Origin of the sequence: Thermocoleostomius sinensis A174, assembly GCF_026802175.1 — a bacterium.
In the GTDB taxonomy this organism is placed as follows: domain Bacteria; phylum Cyanobacteriota; class Cyanobacteriia; order Elainellales; family Elainellaceae; genus Thermocoleostomius; species Thermocoleostomius sinensis.
In genome coordinates this window covers 1,847,663-1,867,103 of the sequence record NZ_CP113797.1, presented here as the reverse complement: position 1 = coordinate 1,867,103, position 19,441 = coordinate 1,847,663, and the positions used below count along the sequence as shown (strand labels likewise).

Below are 19,441 nucleotides of genomic sequence, written 5' to 3'. Positions count from 1 at the left end.
TGTTACGTTCCGTAAAGCTCTTTGGGCACCAGCATCATGACTGCGATCGTCAGTTCTCGTCAGCGTGAGATTGTTGAGGTTTTTGTTCGTTATGGTTGGGACTACATGCGCCAACTGCTGACCTTGGGCAAAGGCGATGAACCCGAAATTCCCACGCCCGAAATTCTGTGCAACATTTTGACCGATCTGGGCCCAGTGTATGTCAAGTTAGGGCAGTTGCTCAGTACGCGCCCAGACTTACTGCCGCCTGCTTACGTGGAAGCACTGAGTCATTTGCAGTCGGATGTGCCCCCCGTCGGTTGGACAGAAATTGAGATTGTGATTCGGAATCAGTTTTCGCAGCCGATCGACCAAATCTTTGAAACGATCGATGAACAAGCCGTAGCGGCCGGTTCAATTGCGCAGGTGCATCGCGCCACACTGAAATCGGGCGAACCTGTGGCGATTAAGGTACAGCGACCGGGCATTGAGGCGATCGTGGCTCGCGATATTGCCATCTTCAACCAAATTGCTGGATTATTATCGGCCACGGATTTTGGTAAACGCTACAATGTCGTGTCCCTAGCGGATGAATTTGGGCGTTCCTTACAAAATGAATTAGATTTTACCCAAGAAGCTCAATATACGGAACAACTTCGAAAGAATTTATCGACTAGCCGCTGGTTTGATCCAGAGCAAATCATTGTACCCAAAATCTATCACGATTTATCAAACAAAAAAATCCTGGTGCTGGAATGGCTGGATGGCGTTCCAATTCTCAAAGCAAAACTTGACGGAAAGAATTATGGAGGAGATAGTGACGCCGAACGCCATGCCATCTCTACTTTGTTGTTTCGCGCCTTTTTTCAGCAGTATTTGATTGATGGCTTCTTTCATGCTGATCCGCACCCAGGCAATTTGTTTTATCTCCGTGATGGCCGCATTGGCGTACTCGATTGTGGCATGACCGGTGTGCTGAATCCGCGAATGCAATCGGTGATTGTGGAACTGGTTTTGGCAATTATGGATCTAGATGCCGATCGCTGCACCCAATTAACGCTACAACTAGCTGACCCAATGGACATGCGGCGACCGATCAACTTGGCACAAATGCGAGCGGATTATGATCGGCTATTACGACGCTATTACAACTTGAGTTTGTCAAACTTGAACATTGGCGAAGCATTTGGGCAAATTTTGGAAGCAGCACGGCTCAACAATTTGCGATTGCCCAGCAATATTGGACTGTTAACCAAATCGATCGTCAATTTAGAAGGAGCCGGACGCGAGTTTGATCCGGCTGTTAATGCTATGGAAGAAGTGCGGCCGTTGATGACCGATTTGTTTCGGCGACAACTAGTGGGCGAAGATCCGGCTCGATCGATTCTGCGAACGGCGCTGGAATTTAAGCAGCTTTCCCTGGAATCGCCGCGTCAGGTGGGGTTTTTGCTTGATCGCCTCAGTTCCGAAACTCTGAAGCTGAATCTGGTGCTGCAAGATTTAAACGCCATGCGCCGCACGATCGATGATGCTGCCAGCCGTCGATCGATTAGCACTGTAGCCAGTGCCCTGATTATCGGAGCCGCTATCATTTCCACCGGACAACAAACGTCACAATCGCAACTCATTGGCAATGGATTTTTCGTAGCGGCTAGCCTGCTGGGACTGTGGTTGATTTTTACCACATGGCGATCGTCCCGTCGCAGCCGATCGTGATCGGTCGATCGTTTCTACCGTCGTCGCACTTTGCTGACCATTTTGCGAGAAAAGCGCAGATCTAAGCCTTGGTTTTCAGCCCAGTCTTGCAGAATGCGATAAAACGCTTGGCGATCGTCGGCTTGCAGCACAGCGGTTTGGTCAGCCGTTTCAATCACATAGGGGTAGCCACTGCCAATGATCACCTCGCCGCGTACCCAGTCCAGAACCCGATCGATGATGTTGGCTTCCACCATCCAAACAGGCATTTCCAAGCGGGCAGGCAGCCCTTCGCGGGTGGTTTTCAGGTAAGTAAAGGCAATTTGGTGGCGCTGTTCTCTGTAGTCTTCCAGAATGCCTGTCCGCTCACACAAAAATACGGGGGTTCGATCGCCCCACTCCATGAATTTGTTGAGCAGTTGAGCATCGTGAATCGAGTTTGATTCGGGCAACTCAAACACCGATCGCAGCATCACGGTCAAATCTTGCGCATAGGAGGTATCGATATAGGCAATTAGGGGAACCCGACAAGCTTCGCTGGTGCGCAGCAGATCTAACAAACATTCGACATAAAACTGGCGCCCCTTGGCATCAAACGCTTCGGCAAAGGTGGCGACTAGCGATCCGTCTAGAAATACCAGGCAATCTTCGGCGTGGGCGTGAGCCTGCATATATTCCACCAACCGCTGAGTTTCTAACTGAAACCGCCGCATGTTCACCCGCCGATCGACTGGTTCTCCACTGTGACCCGCTTGCAAATCTCTTGGCGTCAAGATATCCACCATCACGTCTTTTTCGTACCCGCCTGTCGGTAAATGCAAATTCTCAAACCAACCAATTTGCACCAGCGCCACCGGAATCGACAAATCTTTGCCGGGGTAGATTTGCGAACCATCTACCGCAAAGGTGGTAATGCCTGTCAAGCGATCGCGCACCCACGACAAGCTTTGTTCGCGATTTTGCCAGGTGAGCTTAAAGGGAATTACACCATGATTGGCCTTACCCAACGACTCCAACAAACTAGCCCCTCGATCCGTCGATATTGCTTCTAGTCGCTTCAACAAGTCTGGCTCTCCTTGAGCCGATATATGGGTTAACGCATGACGATATTGCTGCAACAACTGCCGCGTTTCTTGGCTGAAGGCTGTAAATTCAGCCCGTTTTGTATTCAAAATTTCTTGGATTTGCGAAAGTTTCAAGGTCATAGCTGTAGAAGCAAGAGTGAGGAGCACGTAGCTGCTAGTTAGCGAATGCGCTAACGAATTATCTCCCATCCTGCTATCACTTGCTTAGCTGATTTTAGTGACAGGGCATCCGCTCGCACACATCGCTTCGATCGAAATCATTACTGATTTGCAAATAACTTTATAAATAACTCTATAGAGTTTCAACATATCTTCAACAAACTATCTGATCTACAACGGTTTATGTAGTGAACATCAACAACCGCATAAATCACGTAATTGAAGTTGCGGAAATTGGTCTCAGTTCGAACTAAAGATATAAAAAAGTCCCGGAAAAACACCGAAACAGAGTTCTGAAAAAATCTGAACAATTGAGGTATTGATGCTTTATCCACCTCAGGTGGCAGTAATTTATACCAATCGTCGTGGTTCCAATGCAAGTAGAAATTAGCACTCTCGAAGTCTCTAAATTAGCTCAAGATCGCGGTTGTGTTTTGCGAATTCTTCAATCGGATGAGTATCCACTGTACTGGGTTGAAAACCAGGTTTTCATCGGTAGACCCTTCGATCGACTAGAGGATTTAGTCAAGTTTATCGGACTGTTGCCGATGATGGCGGTGGAGTAGGAATTGGGAAGTTAGGGAACACAAAGGCTAAGGCACACAAGGACAAAAGCTAACCGAATTACACGTTATCCTTTATGCTTTCTTCTCTATCTTCTTCATGATATTTCCCCAAGAAATATTACAGTCTGTTTCAATTCGGCTGGATCTGACAAGCTTCGTCGAAAAGAGGCTGAACGTCCATGATAGGATGCGATTCGTAGCCTACGGAGAGCAGGAGATATACCTTTGACACTACGGGTTGCTGTTGTTGGATCAGGTCCGGCAGGGTCTTCGGCTGCCGAGACATTAGCAAAAGCTGGAATTGAAACGTATTTAATTGAACGGAAGTTAGATAATGCCAAGCCTTGTGGTGGGGCAATCCCGCTTTGCATGGTGGGCGAGTTTGACCTTCCTCCAGAAATCATCGATCGGCGGGTTCGCAAGATGAAGATGATCTCGCCGTCGAATATTGAGGTCAATATCGGCAGCACACTAAAGGATGACGAATATATTGGTATGTGCCGTCGCGAGGTGTTGGACGGTTTCTTGCGCAATCGAGCGGCACAGTGTGGAGCCAAACTAATTAATGGCACAGTGCATGGGCTAGATATTCCGTCTAACGGCACAGGAGCCTATACCTTACACTATGCCGATCATTCAGATGGCAGCTTGGAGGGTGTAGCCAAGTCTCTGCAAGTAGATCTAGTGATTGGCGCGGATGGGGCAAATTCTCGCATAGCCAAAGCGATCGATGCTGGTGACTATAACTACGCGATTGCCTTCCAAGAGCGGATTCGGTTGCCGGAAGACAAAATGGCCTACTACGAAGAACTAGCCGAGATGTATGTGGGCGATGATGTCTCTCCCGACTTCTATGCCTGGGTCTTTCCCAAATACGATCACGTGGCGGTTGGCACCGGCACCATGAAGGTGAACAAAGCCTTGATTAAGAACCTGCAAGCGGGTATCCGAACCCGAGCAGCCAAGCGCCTTGAGGGGGGCGAAATCATCAAAGTAGAAGCGCATCCCATTCCTGAGCATCCTAGACCGCGCCGAGTAGTGGGGCGGGTGGCCCTAGTGGGTGATGCGGCTGGTTATGTCACCAAGTCTTCAGGAGAAGGAATTTACTTTGCGGCCAAGTCGGGTCGCATGTGTGCCGAAACGATCGTGGAATTATCCAACAACGGTCAACGAATTCCCACCGAAGACGATTTGAAAGTTTACCTGAAGCGCTGGGATCGCAAATATGGCGCAACCTATAAGGTACTCGATCTGTTACAAACAGTGTTTTATCGATCGGATGCCACCCGTGAAGCCTTTGTGGAAATGTGCGCCGATATTGACGTACAAAAGCTGACGTTTGATAGCTATTTGTACAAAACAGTGGTGCCTGCCAATCCATTGGTGCAGCTAAAGATTACTGCCAAGACGATCGGTAGTCTGTTACGCGGTAATGCGTTGGCTCCATAGTTCTTAGCTCCACAGGTCAACGGGTTCAGTTTTGCTAACGTGATAATTAATAGGGTGAGTTGTTAGCTCACCCTAATTTTTTGTGGAAGTAATCGAATTAACCTGGAATTCAGTCTGAAATTCAACCTAGAATTCACCTAGAAGTTATAACCCACTCCCAAAATCAGTCCCACTTCGGTATCGCGGAAGAAAGCAACATTGACGTTCGCATTGGCAGTGAATTGCTCTGACAAAGGCACATCTAATCCGCCTGTGATCAACGGTCTTACCAAGCTGTCGCTTCCAGTAGAAATAGCAACGCCGCCGCCCACATAAGGGGCTACATCAAATGGAACAGTTTCGCTGATCGGATCGACTGGGAAATCAACTGTCACAGGAATCAGCACTGTTGGATCGTCATTAATGGCTACACCCGGACGCAAGGAGAAATTGGGCGTCAGCCCCACTTTGCTGAATACCACAAAGCTGCCTTCGCCAAGGGCCGTATCTCCGCCAAATCCAATGTTACCGCCAATCCCAATGTAGCTGGGTCCCGATCGAGTAGCCCGACCGGGGGCAATTTGCTGAGCGATTGGTACGCCCTGAGTATCGGTGGGTTCCTCTAGGCTTTGAGCCACAGGTTGTAAATCGCTGGCAGATGTTGAGGGTGCAGAGACATCGGGATCGGTTGTTTGTGCCTGAACCGACGTAGATATTAAAACGGACAGGGTCGCTACACCCAATAAACTAGCGAGATAGTTGTAACGTTTCCGATTGATTAGACAAGTCATAATAGGCTCCGGAATCAACTGCGTCAATGAATACGTCAATGGATGAAAGAGCACTCGATCGCCTTCAGGAACTGCGATCTAGTGCAGATAATGACAACAGACAATGAAATTGGAAAATCAAGCAGTGGTCAGGGCTGCGTTGGTCGCGATTCAGATACTAAAACCTGAACCCCATGGTCCGATACTTAGGGCGAGAAGATGGATGGAGTAACCCACAAGCAGGAATCCGCAACCCAGCCAATTGACCCATTGCAGTGACCGATCGCCATTGATGTCTCTCAGTGAATAAAAGCTTTCAGTGAACGAATCAATAACGTGACGATCGATGTCTCAGTGTGAAGATAGAACCAGCCTTGGGATCTTTTGACAGACGCCGAACAGCGCAACTTCACCTGATTCTCCAAATATGTCTTCTTACCCTCAGTATTTCGCGCAAATGTGACGTAAAAATGATTTTCTAAAGTTTTTGCCTAAGAATAGGGAGTTTTAGAGGAGAACAACCCAAATATGGGGCCGAGAATGGCTCCAAATACAAAGCCACCAGCATGGGCCCAATAGGCCACACCACCACTTCCCATATCGGCTGTGGCTTGCAAACTCGCGATGCTGTAGAGTGCTTGTTGAAAAAACCAAAAGCCCAGAAAGAAAATCGCTGGAATGCGAAAGGTGGTGAGAAAGAATCCCAACGGCACAAGGGTTAAAATTCTAGCTCGCGGAAAGCGAAGGATATAGGCTCCCAAGACCCCAGCGATCGCACCACTAGCTCCCAGGGTGGGAATCGGAGAGTCTATCGAGAAAAACCACTGTGCTAGGCCGGCTAACGCCCCACACAGCAAGTAAAAAATTAGAAATCGAACATGTCCTAACTGATCCTCGATATTGTTACCAAATACCCACAAAAACAGCATGTTGCCGCCAATATGCAAAAAACCTCCGTGCAAAAATTGAGAGGTAATTAAGGTCAGCGATTGCGCGATAATTTGTCCAGCGTCCCCACTTTGCAGCGCGACGGTCAGATCTTGGGGTACAAGCGCATAGGTTTGAAACAAACTTTCAAGTTGCTGAGGCGACAGGCTAAGTTCATACACAAACACAACGATGTTAATAGCAATGATGGCGTAGGTAACGATCGGTGTAATGCTGACTGGATTGTCATCGCGTAGGGGAACCACTCTTGTTTTCCTCTGAACTTGGGTTTAGTGCGTCGCTATGGTTAGCGTATCAAACAGGCAGAACAATTGAAGGCACAGACTGAACAAACCGGAAGCGGCTCCTCAAACTCGATCGCATTTCTGCCTCACTGTCCATCGGGGAATGTCACAGTTGCAAGTTTCCCCTCATTCCCCAACCTCTTCTCCTAGGCGGTGAGTAGGGAACCCAGATCGAGTCCCCTCGCTCTTTAAGAGTGACATTGAGGTGAGGGCGACAAATGTGACAGTCTTCCCCAGTCTTCAATCTAACGCATCAATGTGACCTAAAAGTGATGAGCACAGTGATGAGTAAGATAGTGGGCCTTTCATGAATCTATTTCAATCTTTGCAGTTGCATCATACAACACAACATTTTCTTGTTCATTGGGATCATTGCGAGCCACGATCGCGTGGGCTGGCTCCGTGTCACTTAAATTAAACGGCTGATGTGGAACGCCCGGAGGAATAAAAATAAAATCACCTGGTTCATTGATGATAGTTTGCTTCAATCCGTGCCCATAGCGGGTTTCCACCCGTCCCTTCACTAGATAAATCGCAGTTTCATAATCTCGGTGGAAATGCGGCTTCGCCGAACCACCCGGTGGAATGATGACCAGATTCATCGCAATGCCCTTAGCTCCAGCAGTTGCCTGCGAAATACCAACAAAATAGGGTAAGTGTTGACGAGTTAAAGTCTCGGCGTCAGGACGAACAGTAATGATTTCTGGCAGATTTTTCGCAAATTTTTCCGGTGCAGTGTGCTCAGGTATTTGTTCGGATGCAGGGGCAGTAGTGGCAGATAGATTTTCATCAATAGACATTGAACACCTCTTACAACTCAGAACTGTTACACACTCATATGCCTTCTTTAGCTCTCAGAACCCATTGTGTCTCTAAGTCCAAAGAGTGTCACTGTCACTGTTAGGGCATTTCGCGAAACGCCCTGACAAAATCCATCCAATCAGCAACGCCAGATTTTTTGGCAGTGAACCGCATTCACCCGCTATTGTTGGAGTAGAGCGTTGAAATGGTGCTGAAATAGCGTTAGGCTGCTAGTCTAGACACTCTGACTGTCTAGTCATTTAGACATTATAAATCTAGCAACTATTAGGCATTGCCGATTGAAGAGAGAACCCTATGCCACATACGATCGTTACAAACACTTGTGAGGGCGTTGCCGATTGCGTAGATGCCTGCCCCGTTGCTTGCATTCACGACGGCCCGGGCAAAAACACTAAAGGTACAGATTGGTACTGGATTGACTTTGCCACCTGCATTGACTGTGGTATTTGCTTGCAAGTCTGCCCCGTTGAAGGAGCGATCGTTCCGGAAGAACGCCCAGACCTGCAAAATACACCTTGAATAAACTTGAGTAAACCAAGACTGAAGGACGAGAGATAAAGGATAAATTTAAAGCGTGACGCTCTATTTTTAGCCTTTCGCTTTTGTCCTTTCCCGTTTCTTGCTATGTCCGATCGTGTTCCTCTATTACAGGTTGAAGATGTTTATGCGGGGTATGTCAAGGATTTGGATATCCTCCAGGGAGTTAATTTCAAGCTCTATCCCGGCGAGTTAGTCGTTGTGATTGGGCCGAATGGAGCGGGGAAGTCCACGCTGGCGAAGACAGTGTTTGGGCTACTGACACCCCATCAAGGCAGCATCCGCTTCAATGGCAACGATATTGTGGGGCTGAGACCAAACCAAATTGTGCAACGGGGCATGTGCTATGTGCCGCAAATCGCTAATGTGTTTCCATCCCTCACCGTGGAAGAAAACTTAGAGATGGGAGCGTTTATTCGCAGTGGTTCGCTGAAACAAGCAAAAGATCGCATTTTTGATCTGTTTCCCCGCTTGTTGGAACGACGCCGTCAACGCGCAGGGACGCTATCCGGAGGAGAACGGCAACAACTGGCAATGGGGCGGGCGCTGATGCTGCAACCGAGTTTGCTAATTTTAGATGAACCGTCGGCGGCCCTGTCTCCGGTACTGGTGAATAGCGTATTTGAATTGATTCAGCGCATCAACCAAGAGGGAATTTCGATTATTTTGGTAGAGCAGAATGCTCGCAAAGCGTTGGCAATGGCCGATCGCGGCTATGTTTTGGAAGCCGGACGCGATCGATTTGAAGGTCCAGGGCTAGCGTTGCTAAATGACCCTAAGGTGGGAGAACTGTATTTGGGGGGCGGGCGCACGTTAGGCAACGCTTAATCTCTAATCCCTTGCCCCTGATGCGTTATCCCACTTGAGGACGGCACTGTAAGTAACAGTTTGCAGCAATGGTCAATGTTCCGACACCCAACGTGACTCCGGCAATAGCGGCGGCCAGTATGGCATTTCCCCCAGTTGCAAGTAATGCAGCGATGAAAAAAACCAGAGAAATGGCTGCCCACCGTCCTAATCTTCTTCGTATGCAATCTCGAACACATCGAAACATCTTTAATTTCTCCCTAACGTATGGTAAAAATAACGGTGAAGGAATGCTTCAGTGATAGTTATAGTGATGGTGATTTTGTTTGTTTAACATTTGATTTCCATACTACAGAACATCATTTTGACTGCCATTCCCCTCAAGGGTACTTTTAGAGATCCTGCTGAGTGTTGTGCTTTGGTACGATCAGTAGTCCCTGGTTTGGGATTAAGCGTGTATCATGTTCTGAAGTCATTGAAGTGTAAAACATATCAAAGTCTTCTGCATTGGCTAGGCTTGCAAATTAAATCAAACTGGAAATGAAGACTTTGGATGCCTCTATCCCAGTTCAAAAGGACTGAGTCAAAATCACCCTGACCTGCCATCCTTCTGGGCTGCTGTCGTTACGAGCAACAACACCGCCTCCATTGACCGAAACCGCTCCGCCTTGCTAAGGACTGGCACCCACAGTTCCTCCCACCGCCATCAGCTACACTCAAAAATAGAGCGAGGCTGGTGGTAACCAGGGCAAGCGAACGGGCGATCGCACTAAAATACTTGGATACGTGAATCATGGTGAACAGGGAATAGACGGCAAAACTCAAAAAGATATTGAATAGATCCAGGTTTTACCTGAATCAAAGCTTGTGACTACCCGAAAAACAATCCGATTGAATCGGATATGTCCATAATGTTGTGTCGGTGCGATCGTCTCGATCGCAGATTGCCTTCGGTTCAGGGACGCGACTGAGACGGTCGCACTCAAAAAATTACAATCCCGATGAATCTACGATTCGCTGCAATTAATTGAGAAGATTCTGGTAAATTTTGCCGTCTTTCATGATCACCACAAAATTCTTGGCTGGATCTTCAATCAACTGAATGTTCTCCAGCGGATTGCCATCTACCAGCAGCAGATCCGCCAATGCTCCCTCTTCCACAACCCCCAACTTGCCGGGATAGGGATTGCGCGGCCCAGACATGGCTAATAATTCAGCATTGCTACTCGTTGCCATCCGTAGCACTTCAGCAGGCGTGTACCAGCGCACCAGTTTTGCCAGTTTTGCCCCCCGACGAGCGGCTCCTTGGGCACTGTATAAGTTATCCGTACCCCAGGCCGTTTTGAGGTTGTATTTTTTCGCCAGGTTGTAGGCGTTGTCGGTTCCTGTTGCCACCTGAAGTTGCTTTGCCCGATTCTCAGAACCTTCTGGATAGGGATTGGCATCTTCATCGTCCAGAAATGGCTGTATACTCAACCAAACGCCCTTCTCTGCCATCAACCGAGCGGTTTCCTCATCCATTAATTGACCATGTTCAACGCACTTCACACCAGCCCGAATGGCTGTTTGAATCGCAGTAGGGGTATAGGCATGGATGGTCACATAGGTATTCCAGTTTGCAGCCGCATCCACAGCCGCTTTAAACTCGGCTTCCGTGTACTGGCTGGCATCTAATGGATCATAAGCTGAGGCTACGCCGCCACCTGCTGCCAGCTTGATCTGACTAGCTCCCTGCATCAGTTGCTCGCGGGTTTTACGGAGGACTTCATCCACACCATCGGCGATCGCCCCCACTCCGTATTGTTCTGCGCGGCTGAGCGGGCTAGACGGGGTTCTCGGAATCTCTGTGAGGGAACGGAAATCACCGTGTCCGGCCGTTTGCGAAATCATTGCCCCTGATGGCCAGATGCGCGGCCCAACCACATCCCCCCGATCGATCGATCGCTTTAACTGAAACACCGGCCCCGCCACATCACGGGCACTGGTGAATCCCCGCATCAACATGGCTGTGGCGTTTGCCTCCCCTTGCTTGAACACCGTTTCCACAGAAGTATCGGGAGAGAGGAGTTGCTCGACAGGGGTCGTTTCCATAATTAGGTGAACATGGGCATCAATCAGTCCGGGCATCAGCACCCGCCCCTCACCATTAATGCGGGTAACGCCGCTTTCGGGTGCAGCAATTGATGCAGTAGAAATGGTTTGAATTTTGTTGCCTGCTACTAACACATTGGAGGGGGCAGACAGTTGCTCAGAAATGCCATCAAAGATTCGCACATTCTCGAACAAGACGCTGGTAAGTTCCTGGCTTTGGGTTTCAGTAGATGATTGACCTTGCGCAAATCCTGTTTGTGTAATAAATCCAGTTAGCAGTAGCAGCAGAGTTCCTAAGACAATCGAGTAATGCAACCGCATGTGGGTATCCTTATATACACAGCATGTTCAAAAATTAATTCGTTCATTGAAATACCCAGGGTTAAAACTCAGCCTTGAAACCTCTTGTACAGGCTTACCAGAGTTTATCAGTGCCCCTTGTTTGCCATAAACACTCTTTACATTTTGTAAGCTAGCCGTCTTTGTTCGTTGGTCTAAGGCGATCGACTGATATACATCTTATGTACTTCTGCACGTCAGAATTGTGTTGCGTTCAAAGGGTGTTGCATTTCGTCACATTCTACTGATCTCTGCCTAAATCATGGAGGCAGAGTACAATTCAGAATCCGCATTATTACATTCTGGGGGAAATGTTCATGACTGAGGTGCTGATAAAAGGGGGACGCATTGTTACCGCTGTGGATGATTACGACGCAGATATCCTAATTCGGGATGGATGTATTGACACGATCGCCCGCGAAATTACCTCAGAGACAGCCATTCTTCACGATGCTGCTGGGTTGTTGGTGATGCCAGGGGGTGTGGATGTGCACACGCATATGGAATTTGACCTGGGAATGGCGCAAACCTGCGATACCTACGAAACTGGAACTCGATCGGCGGCGTTTGGCGGAACTACCACAATCATCGATTTTGCCTTGCAGAAAAAAGGCGAATCGCCCAAGCAAGCCCTCGATCGACGGTTAGCCCTAGCGGAACCACAAGCCTGCGTGGACTACAGTTTTCACATCATTCTCACCGATGTCACCCCAGAAACGCTGTCTGAATTACCCGATCTGATTAATCAAGATGGTATTTCCAGCTTCAAAATGTTTATGGCTTATCCAGGTGTGTTGATGGTCAGCGATGCCGAAATTTTTCGATCGATGCGAACGGTTGGCTCGCAGGGTGGCATGGTGACAGTTCATGCCGAAAACGGCGAAGTGATTCAAGTTTTAATCGAAGAAGCCTTAGCGCAGGGCAACACCTCTCCTAAATATCATGCCCTGACCCGACCGCGCATCATGGAAGCCGAAGCCACCCATCGCGCCATTCGCCTAGCCGAACTCGCGGAAGTGCCGGTGTATATGGTGCATTTGTCGGCTAAAGAAGCCCTTGATTCCATTGTAGAAGCTCGCGATCGCGGCATTCCTGCCTTTGCCGAAACCTGTCCCCACTATCTGTTTCTAACCATTGAGGAGTACGATCGACCGGGATTTGAAGCTGCGAAATATGTGATGACGCCACCATTGCGCGAACACGAATGTCAACATGCCCTATGGCGCGGACTCCGATTTGATGATTTGCAGGTGGTTTCCACCGATCACTGTCCCTTTTGCTTCAACGAAAACCCCTATGGCATCAACCGCTCCAAACAACTGGGGCGCGATAACTTTGAGCAAATTCCCAACGGCGCACCGGGTGTTGAACTGCGGATTCCGCTGCTATTTGACGGTGGAGTACACGGCAACAAAATTACCCTAAATCGGTTTGTGCAACTGACGGCAACGGCTCCTGCGAAGATGTTTGGGCTATTTCCACGCAAAGGCACGATCGCCGTGGGCAGTGATGCCGATCTGGTGCTGTTTGATCCCACGCAAGTGCATACCCTCAGCGCCAGCACTCATCACTCCAACGTGGATTACTCACTCTATGAAGGACGGTCGGTAACGGGCAAAGTGAAAAAGGTATTTCTGCGTGGTCAACTGATCGTTGATGGCGATCAATGGCTGGGTTCTACTGGGGCGGGACGGTTTCAGAAACGATCTGCCTCTGGGCGAGTGCTGTAGGTGGAGAGTAGGGAGTGGGGAATCGGGAGTGGGAAGATGTTTGGTTTTTCTTATCTTTTATTCTTTCTACTCTTCATTGTTTATCCTCTCTTTCCTCTATTCCTTCCTAGCTATTCCTTCCTAGATAGTCAGTCGCCGCTTCATTAGATTGTTCACAAATAACTTGATTATTTCATAGCAAAGTGATAGCCTCAGGAATCGAGGCTATCTTTTTCTCTGTCAAAGGTAGTCATCGCATCAACGTCAACCCTAGAAGCTAAGTTCTAGGCGCTGATTAGGGAAGCTACCAACGACCCTAACCAGCTAACCTTAAACCGGATCAAGCCCGGTCTAAGGCTAGGAGAAATTATACCCTTCTCCTGGCTGACAGATCTTGCTGCAACGGCGATCGAATTTGGCTTCTAGTTTCCTCATCTGAAACTAGGAGTTTTCGCTATGGCTGACTTCATTGATATTCCATCGGGAGACGCGCGATCGGTCAGAAGCAAGCGCCGCGCCGTCAAAATCTTGATGATTGGACAACCCGAAGACGTAGCGGCTGAGATTGCCCACCTGTATCACTGTGGCTACTGCCGCGTGGAAAACTGGTCGCGGGCCTTGCCCTATGCCCAGATTCAACAAGCCACGGTGCGAGAACCCGGAGAGATTATGCGCATCTATAAACGCTATGTCGATCGATAGGAGGTGAGCGGGAATGGGGAGTCGGATTGAAGTCCCTCGCCCAGCCGTCGGAGAGAAATATAGGGTTAGGGCCGCACTGGGATGCATCCACTCCCGACTCCCAACTCCCTATCAATCCTATGCATCATGCGAAGGCGGGTAAGCCGCGATCGCCAACAGAGCAGCATAAGCTCATGTCCCTCACAGGATAGCCAGACCATTATGTTTGCAAAACTACATTTAGCTTGAAGTATCTACATCAGGGCAGATAAATTTCTAAGAAATCGCAAAAACACTGACAAAGTTTGCGGTTGAACCCCTTTACAGCCATTAAAATTTGTTATATTTCTTAATGAAAGCACTCATCATTTTTTAACGGACGGACAATGAACATGGCTCAGCGTCTTACTACTCTGGCGACGGCTGTCCTCAGACCCAATTTAACCCCCAACTATTGGTCTCAAGCCGCTTGGACGATTCTGCGTGTGGTTGCGGGTGTTGTCATGATTCACAACGGCTTAGACAAGCTCGGTAACATCGAAAGCTTCGCCCAGGCATATGTTGAAGTGATCGGTCTTCCTTTTCCAATTTTCTTTAGTTACGTAGCTGCCTACACCGAACTGATTGGTGCTCCCCTGTTGGCCCTGGGATTGTTCACTCGGCCGGCTGCTGCTGGGCTATTCAGCACCATGTTGGTAGCGATGTATCATCATGTCAAGGTCGCTGGACTCAGCATTCCCTACCTGGAATTGTCCATGCTGTATGCAGCCTGCTTCCTGTTCTTCTTGATCAATGGGGCAGGCTTGTTCTCGGTGGATGCGCTATTAGGTGGGTGGCTGAATGCGGCGATCGGAACTCCCTCGGTGGCTTCTGCAACCCTTGCTATGACGGAAGCTCAGGAAGTAGCCGTTGAGCGCTAGGAGGCGTACCGCTGTCGGGTGGGGGTTGCCCACTTCATCCAAAACTGTGGCCTCAATTTAGGCGACGCGATTGGTAAGGTCTGAACAACCTCTCCCTTTGCAAAAACCTTGATTTCCTGTGCTAGTCGCAATTGCACCATGGGTTCTTTCAGCAGGTAGCTAGCGGCGATCGCCAGGTTCGCGGTCTCAGAGTCTCTACAGTGAATCCGTACCACTCCCCAGCGTCTAGAAACTTTGCAGCGGTGGAGGAACTCTAGCCGTTGAAGTTGGGCCGGATCTTCTCGATAGAAGCTCAGAATCAATTGTGTTAGTTGGGAATACCAATTCATTGGTGGATTGCTTCTAACTCGTCTGCTAGCATTCATGGCAACAACAGATGGCTTGACGGATGAGTTGGATGAAGGTTGCTCTAGCGGTTTAACCGAACAAGCGATCCGCTAACTGTAACAGGTGAACTTCCCGTCTTTTGGATCAAAACGTCTGGATCAAACGTCAGCGTTGATCGTTGCCACGCAATGCCGTTATTTCTATTGAAGTTTGGACTCTCGCCATTTGGGCAAAGCTGCAAGAACACTTAACGTCTTGTCTTTCATTAGAATAAAAGCCATTAGCCTGTGATCCCTGTCAAATCTAGATTGCAGGCTATTTTTATGCAGATTTTTGTGTAACAAGCTTGAAACCCTGCTTGAGAAAACGCAACATTAACCCATGAAGCTAGCTTCGCGTTTGGATACGGCTAGACTAGATCACCCCAACACAATTACGGTTGTTTTCGCTACAATTCACTGCGATCGTCTACGATGGGCGATCGACCGCAAATTGAGTTACATAGATTAAGATTATTTGCTGGTACTGGATAAACGGAGTCTTGATCGATCGCAATTACTTCTGCAATTACTTCGGACTGCCCCTATCCTGGCTTGAATCTTCTTTAAGACGTGCTCATTAAACCTTTGACTGCTCACCATTTCAACAATGATTGAAGTCGAACATCTCAGCAAACGGTACGGATCTGCGCCTGCGATCAAAGATGTCACCTTCTCCGTCGAGAAAGGAGAAATTCTTGGATTCTTAGGCCCCAACGGCGCTGGCAAAACGACAACGATGCGGATCTTGACCGGCTATTTGCCCGCTACTAGTGGAACAGCGCGAATTGCTGGGTTTGATGTGCATGAAGACTCAATGGCGGTTCGCAAGCACATTGGCTATTTGCCTGAAACGCCGCCGCTGTATCCCGATATGACGGTGGAAGGGTTTCTGCATTTTGTTGCCCGCATTAAAGGAGTGGCAGCAGGCGATCGCGCCAACCGAGTGCAGTCGGCCATACAGCGGTGCAACTTGCAGGAAAGACGACAGACGCTAATACGCAAACTCTCGAAGGGGTTCCGTCAGCGAGTGGGCATTGCCCAAGCGATCGTTCACGACCCACCTGCCATCATTCTGGATGAACCCACCGTCGGACTTGATCCGCGTCAGATTATCGAAGTGCGCAACTTGATCAAAAGCTTGGCAGGCGAACATACGATTATTCTTTCCACACATATTTTGCCAGAAGTGAGTATGACCTGCAACCGCGTTGCTATCATCAATCGCGGCGAAGTGGTGGCCACCAACACCCCGGAGGAACTGTTGCAGCAGTTGACAGAAGGTACGGGCTATGAACTGGAAGTGGAGGGCAATATTGTTAACCTCACCACCTATCTACAGCGCTTAGCGGGTGTGAGAGGGGTGGAACAATTGTCTAATCAATATTTACCGGAGCATCGCCATAAGCTGCGCATTAGCCTAGAGCCGGGGCAAGACTTAGGCCGAAACATTGCGGCGATCGTGGTCAAGTCGGGGTTGGGACTCTACGAAATGCGGCGTGTGCAGGCTAGTTTGGAAGATGTGTTCCTGGAATTAACCACCGAAGAAAAGCCGATCGATGCCGAAAAAACTATCCATACGGAACCAGCGGTAGACTCTGCCAGTCCCGCTTCTGACTCGGTGGTAGAGGCGGCTCAAACCACCCCCACGACCAGTCCCACGCTGGTACCTGAATCAACCCATCCGTCTGGAGGAGAAGACGCTTAGATGCGCACAGTTATTGCTAACATTGTCGCCATTTATCGCAAAGAACTACAAAGCTACTTCGCTTCGCCGTTCGCCTACGTGATTGCAGGTGTGTTTTGGCTCTTGAGCGGCTTCTTCTTTGTGGCCATTTTGCTCGGCCCGCAAGGATTGATTGCTCAGGCGGCCTTGCGTGACCAATTGGGCGTGACTGACCCGCCGATCGATGTAGCCTATCAATTTCTCAATTACTTTTTGGGCGTGCTTGGATCGTTGGCGTTATTTGTGCTGCCCGTGTTGTCGATGGGACTCTACACAGAAGAGCGCAAGCGCGGTACGTTAGAGCTTTTGGCTACCTCTCCTGTTACTAACTGGGCCGTAGCCTTGGGCAAATTGCTGGGCGTACTCACCTTTTTCGTGACGATGGTATTGCCCTTGCTGATCTATGAAGGAATTGCCCTCAGCGCCGCCGATCCACCGATTCAACCCAACGTCTTTTTATTAGGCCATCTGGGGTTAATTTTAATGGCTGCCGCCATTCTGTCATTAGGGATGTTTATTTCTTCCTTGACCGACAGCACCATTCTGGCCGCCATTCTCACCTTTGCGTTGATTTTGTTCCTCTGGGTGGTAGATTTAGTAGCCGAAGGAATTGGTGGTCCGATCGGTGATGCCCTCACGCACCTGTCGCTAATCAAGAACTACAACAATCTCACCCAAGGCATTCTCGACAGCAGCAGCGTCATTCTGTTTATCAGCTATATCATCCTAGGGCTGTTTCTTACCGCCCAATCGATCGAAACCCTCCGCTATCAACGCTCCTAACCCCACTCCCCACTCCTCATTTCCTACCCCCTGACCCTCATGAAACAGAAATTCAGCACCTTCAACTGGAACGCTTTGAACTGGAAATACCTTTTCTGGCTAAGTCCAGTCCTCATCATCATGGGGCTGACCGCTGGCGCGATCGCTGGTTGGCAAGGAATACCTGTCGGACTGATTGGCGCTGGACTGGCGTTAGCGATCGCTTGGCTGATTTTAGAAGGGCCTAATCAAAAGGGCTTCTGGGGACGACGCTCTACCCAAGAAGGTACAAATGCCTTGATTGCCACCTTGGCAGTCCTCATTATTCTAGGATTGGTGAACTTTTTGGCGGCTCGGCAAGCGACTCGTATCGACTTGACTGAAAACAAAATTTTTACCCTGGCACCACAATCGCAACTGGTGGCACAGCAGTTACAGCAGCCAGTAAAAGCCGTTATCTTTACGTCAAGTGCCGATCCAATAGATGAAGAACTACTGCGAAACTATCGTCGCCAAAACGATCAGTTCAGCTATGAGTTCATTGATCCACAAGCTGAACCCGGTATTGCTCAGCAGTTTGGAGTGCAGTCGTTTGGTGAGGTGTATCTAGAAGCTGGGGAAACCCGCCGTTACATTCAAACCATTAATACGCAAGAGCGCCTGTCTGAACGAAAACTGACCAATGGCTTGCTGCAACTCACCAACACCCAGCCGCAAGCGGTCTATTTTCTGCAAGGACATGGAGAACGTTCGTTGGAACCAGGGCAAGGCGGTTTCTCACAGGCTAGAGCTAGTCTGACGGATGTGGGCTATACCTTAGAGCCGCTGTCGTTGGCAGAAAATCCGGTGATTCCAGAAGATGCTGCGGTATTAATTATTGCGGCTCCTCAACGACCACTATTAGAGCGGGAAGTGCAGGCGATCGACACCTATTTGCAAGGGAAAGGTGGTGTGCTGCTGTTGATCGATCCCCAAGGCGAGCCAAATGCAGCCCAAACAGATTTTGGTTTGAACCCACTGCTAGATCGGTGGGGCGTGCGCTTGAGCGATCGGATTATCATCGATCCGGCTGGTCAGGCGTCGGGGTTGGGGCCTGCCGTGACGATCGTGAATCAGTATGGCGATCACCCAATTACCCGTGGGTTTGGCAACGGTATTTCCTTCTATCCGCTGGCTCGTCCTCTGGAGACACAGCCTATTAGCGATGTGGAATCGGTCTCGTTGCTAATTACCAGCGAGCGTACAGAGGCACATCGTTTGGGGGAATCGGGAGCCTTGGAGTTTGACCCCAACACCGATCCTAGAGGCCCTTTTAACTTGGGTCTTGCCCTCAGTCGCACGGTTGCCGACGCTGAAGCCGCTACCCCTGAGGCAGAAGCCAGTCCTAGCCCTTCTCCAGAGGCTAGCCCGGAAGTTAGCCCCAGTCCAGAACCTGACTCAACCGCCAGCGAATCAACGGCACCTCAGTCCCGGTTAGTGGTAATTGGCAACGCGGGGTTTGCTGCCGATGGGGTGTTTGAGCAGCAGTTAAATGGCGATGTGTTTCTCAACTCGGTCAGTTGGCTGAGTCAACAGGATGATGAGTTGCTTTCAATTCGCCCTCGTGAAGTCACCAATCGCCGCATTATTATGTCTCCGCAACAGCAACTCAGTGCAGCGGCCGTTTCAATCGCCATTCTGCCTGCGATCGGGTTCATTGCAGCGTTGTGGGTGTGGTGGAAGCGCCGATAAGTTAGACAAATGCGGAAGACGATACGCGAAAGATGAT

General features: G+C 49.3%; 18 protein-coding genes. 11 read left to right on the top strand and 7 right to left on the bottom strand.

The annotated features are described in order from the left end of the window. Positions 1-36: 36 nt before the first annotated feature. Positions 37-1,695 carry an ABC1 kinase family protein gene (locus tag OXH18_RS08125; RefSeq protein ID WP_268612008.1) on the top strand — a complete coding sequence of 553 codons (1,659 nt, stop codon included), beginning with the start codon at positions 37-39 and terminating at the stop codon, positions 1,693-1,695. A 14-nt stretch (positions 1,696-1,709) separates the two neighbouring features. Here OXH18_RS08125 and OXH18_RS08120 read toward each other — a convergent pair whose 3' ends face one another. Beyond that, a complete protein-coding gene (locus OXH18_RS08120; RefSeq protein WP_268612007.1) occupies positions 1,710-2,879 on the bottom strand; it encodes a DNA double-strand break repair nuclease NurA in 1,170 nt (389 codons plus the stop codon). Between the two features lie 404 nt (positions 2,880-3,283). On the opposite strand from OXH18_RS08120, the gene OXH18_RS08115 reads away from it, so the two are divergent. Together OXH18_RS08115 and chlP are read left to right on the top strand one after the other, a co-directional pair. Continuing rightward, positions 3,284-3,484, top strand: coding sequence for a hypothetical protein (locus OXH18_RS08115; protein ID WP_268612006.1), 201 nt, complete (start codon positions 3,284-3,286; stop codon positions 3,482-3,484). 225 nt (positions 3,485-3,709) lie between these two features. Then, the gene (gene chlP / locus OXH18_RS08110) at positions 3,710-4,933 is read left to right on the top strand and encodes a geranylgeranyl reductase (protein WP_268612005.1); all 1,224 of its coding nucleotides are present in this window, start codon (positions 3,710-3,712) and stop codon (positions 4,931-4,933) included. 137 nt (positions 4,934-5,070) lie between these two features. On the opposite strand, the gene OXH18_RS08105 is transcribed toward chlP, so the two are convergent. From OXH18_RS08105 to OXH18_RS08095, 3 genes are all read right to left on the bottom strand, one after another. Further along, complete coding sequence (locus tag OXH18_RS08105) at positions 5,071-5,703, bottom strand: hypothetical protein (RefSeq protein ID WP_268612004.1); 633 nt, start codon at positions 5,701-5,703, stop codon at positions 5,071-5,073. A 470-nt stretch (positions 5,704-6,173) separates the two neighbouring features. After that, a complete protein-coding gene (locus OXH18_RS08100; protein ID WP_268612003.1) occupies positions 6,174-6,875 on the bottom strand; it encodes a rhomboid family intramembrane serine protease in 702 nt (233 codons plus the stop codon). Positions 6,876-7,219: 344 nt separating this feature from the next. Then, positions 7,220-7,714, bottom strand: a complete 495-nt coding sequence (locus OXH18_RS08095) for a cupin domain-containing protein (RefSeq protein WP_268612002.1) — start codon at positions 7,712-7,714, stop codon at positions 7,220-7,222. Between the two features lie 316 nt (positions 7,715-8,030). Here OXH18_RS08095 and OXH18_RS08090 point away from each other — a divergent pair, with 316 nt between their 5' ends. Next, positions 8,031-8,255: an indolepyruvate ferredoxin oxidoreductase subunit alpha gene (locus tag OXH18_RS08090; protein WP_106175432.1), complete on the top strand. Its 225-nt coding sequence runs from the start codon at positions 8,031-8,033 to the stop codon at positions 8,253-8,255. A 105-nt stretch (positions 8,256-8,360) separates the two neighbouring features. Continuing rightward, on the top strand, positions 8,361-9,101 hold the full coding sequence (locus tag OXH18_RS08085; protein WP_268612001.1) for an ABC transporter ATP-binding protein: 741 nt from the start codon (positions 8,361-8,363) through the stop codon (positions 9,099-9,101). A gap of 25 nt (positions 9,102-9,126) precedes the next feature. Here the strand turns inward: OXH18_RS08085 and OXH18_RS08080 are convergent, their stop codons facing one another. Further along, a complete protein-coding gene (locus OXH18_RS08080; protein WP_268612000.1) occupies positions 9,127-9,327 on the bottom strand; it encodes a hypothetical protein in 201 nt (66 codons plus the stop codon). 776 nt (positions 9,328-10,103) lie between these two features. Then, positions 10,104-11,492: a metal-dependent hydrolase family protein gene (locus OXH18_RS08075; RefSeq protein WP_268611999.1), complete on the bottom strand. Its 1,389-nt coding sequence runs from the start codon at positions 11,490-11,492 to the stop codon at positions 10,104-10,106. Positions 11,493-11,827: 335 nt separating this feature from the next. On the opposite strand from OXH18_RS08075, the gene hydA reads away from it, so the two are divergent. The 3 genes from hydA (at position 11,828) to OXH18_RS08060 (ending at position 14,820) form a co-directional block, all read left to right on the top strand. After that, the gene (gene hydA / locus OXH18_RS08070) at positions 11,828-13,240 is read left to right on the top strand and encodes a dihydropyrimidinase (RefSeq protein WP_268611998.1); all 1,413 of its coding nucleotides are present in this window, start codon (positions 11,828-11,830) and stop codon (positions 13,238-13,240) included. Between the two features lie 435 nt (positions 13,241-13,675). Then, positions 13,676-13,921 carry a hypothetical protein gene (locus tag OXH18_RS08065; protein ID WP_268608723.1) on the top strand — a complete coding sequence of 82 codons (246 nt, stop codon included), beginning with the start codon at positions 13,676-13,678 and terminating at the stop codon, positions 13,919-13,921. A 371-nt stretch (positions 13,922-14,292) separates the two neighbouring features. Continuing rightward, entirely contained in the window at positions 14,293-14,820 is a 528-nt protein-coding gene (locus OXH18_RS08060; RefSeq protein ID WP_268611997.1) for a DoxX family protein, read from the top strand. On the opposite strand, the gene OXH18_RS08055 is transcribed toward OXH18_RS08060, so the two are convergent. Continuing rightward, a complete protein-coding gene (locus tag OXH18_RS08055) occupies positions 14,817-15,149 on the bottom strand; it encodes a hypothetical protein (protein ID WP_268611996.1) in 333 nt (110 codons plus the stop codon). The two genes, OXH18_RS08060 and OXH18_RS08055, sit on opposite strands and share 4 nt — an antisense overlap. A 646-nt stretch (positions 15,150-15,795) precedes the next feature. Here OXH18_RS08055 and OXH18_RS08050 point away from each other — a divergent pair. Genes OXH18_RS08050 through OXH18_RS08040 form a run of 3 tightly spaced genes read left to right on the top strand, consistent with a single transcriptional unit; the run spans position 15,796 to position 19,404 of the window. Continuing rightward, complete coding sequence (locus OXH18_RS08050; protein ID WP_268611995.1) at positions 15,796-16,893, top strand: ABC transporter ATP-binding protein; 1,098 nt, start codon at positions 15,796-15,798, stop codon at positions 16,891-16,893. Continuing rightward, positions 16,894-17,694, top strand: a complete 801-nt coding sequence (locus OXH18_RS08045; RefSeq protein ID WP_268611994.1) for an ABC transporter permease — start codon at positions 16,894-16,896, stop codon at positions 17,692-17,694. It begins immediately after the preceding gene. A gap of 39 nt (positions 17,695-17,733) precedes the next feature. Further along, positions 17,734-19,404, top strand: coding sequence for a Gldg family protein (locus OXH18_RS08040; protein ID WP_268611993.1), 1,671 nt, complete (start codon positions 17,734-17,736; stop codon positions 19,402-19,404). Positions 19,405-19,441 lie beyond the last annotated feature (37 nt).

Bases quoted from the DNA above. Each gene is read 5' to 3' on its own strand.
- OXH18_RS08125 (WP_268612008.1), top strand. From the start codon at position 37: ATGACTGCGATCGTCAGTTCTCGTCAGCGTGAGATTGTTGAGGTTTTT.
- OXH18_RS08120 (WP_268612007.1), bottom strand. From the start codon at position 2,879: ATGACCTTGAAACTTTCGCAAATCCAAGAAATTTTGAATACAAAACGG.
- OXH18_RS08105 (WP_268612004.1), bottom strand. From the start codon at position 5,703: ATGACTTGTCTAATCAATCGGAAACGTTACAACTATCTCGCTAGTTTA.
- OXH18_RS08095 (WP_268612002.1), bottom strand. From the start codon at position 7,714: ATGTCTATTGATGAAAATCTATCTGCCACTACTGCCCCTGCATCCGAA.
- OXH18_RS08090 (WP_106175432.1), top strand. From the start codon at position 8,031: ATGCCACATACGATCGTTACAAACACTTGTGAGGGCGTTGCCGATTGC.
- OXH18_RS08085 (WP_268612001.1), top strand. From the start codon at position 8,361: ATGTCCGATCGTGTTCCTCTATTACAGGTTGAAGATGTTTATGCGGGG.
- OXH18_RS08080 (WP_268612000.1), bottom strand. From the start codon at position 9,327: ATGTTTCGATGTGTTCGAGATTGCATACGAAGAAGATTAGGACGGTGG.
- OXH18_RS08075 (WP_268611999.1), bottom strand. From the start codon at position 11,492: ATGCGGTTGCATTACTCGATTGTCTTAGGAACTCTGCTGCTACTGCTA.
- hydA (WP_268611998.1), top strand. From the start codon at position 11,828: ATGACTGAGGTGCTGATAAAAGGGGGACGCATTGTTACCGCTGTGGAT.
- OXH18_RS08065 (WP_268608723.1), top strand. From the start codon at position 13,676: ATGGCTGACTTCATTGATATTCCATCGGGAGACGCGCGATCGGTCAGA.
- OXH18_RS08060 (WP_268611997.1), top strand. From the start codon at position 14,293: ATGGCTCAGCGTCTTACTACTCTGGCGACGGCTGTCCTCAGACCCAAT.
- OXH18_RS08055 (WP_268611996.1), bottom strand. From the start codon at position 15,149: ATGAATTGGTATTCCCAACTAACACAATTGATTCTGAGCTTCTATCGA.
- OXH18_RS08050 (WP_268611995.1), top strand. From the start codon at position 15,796: ATGATTGAAGTCGAACATCTCAGCAAACGGTACGGATCTGCGCCTGCG.
- OXH18_RS08045 (WP_268611994.1), top strand. From the start codon at position 16,894: ATGCGCACAGTTATTGCTAACATTGTCGCCATTTATCGCAAAGAACTA.
- OXH18_RS08040 (WP_268611993.1), top strand. From the start codon at position 17,734: ATGAAACAGAAATTCAGCACCTTCAACTGGAACGCTTTGAACTGGAAA.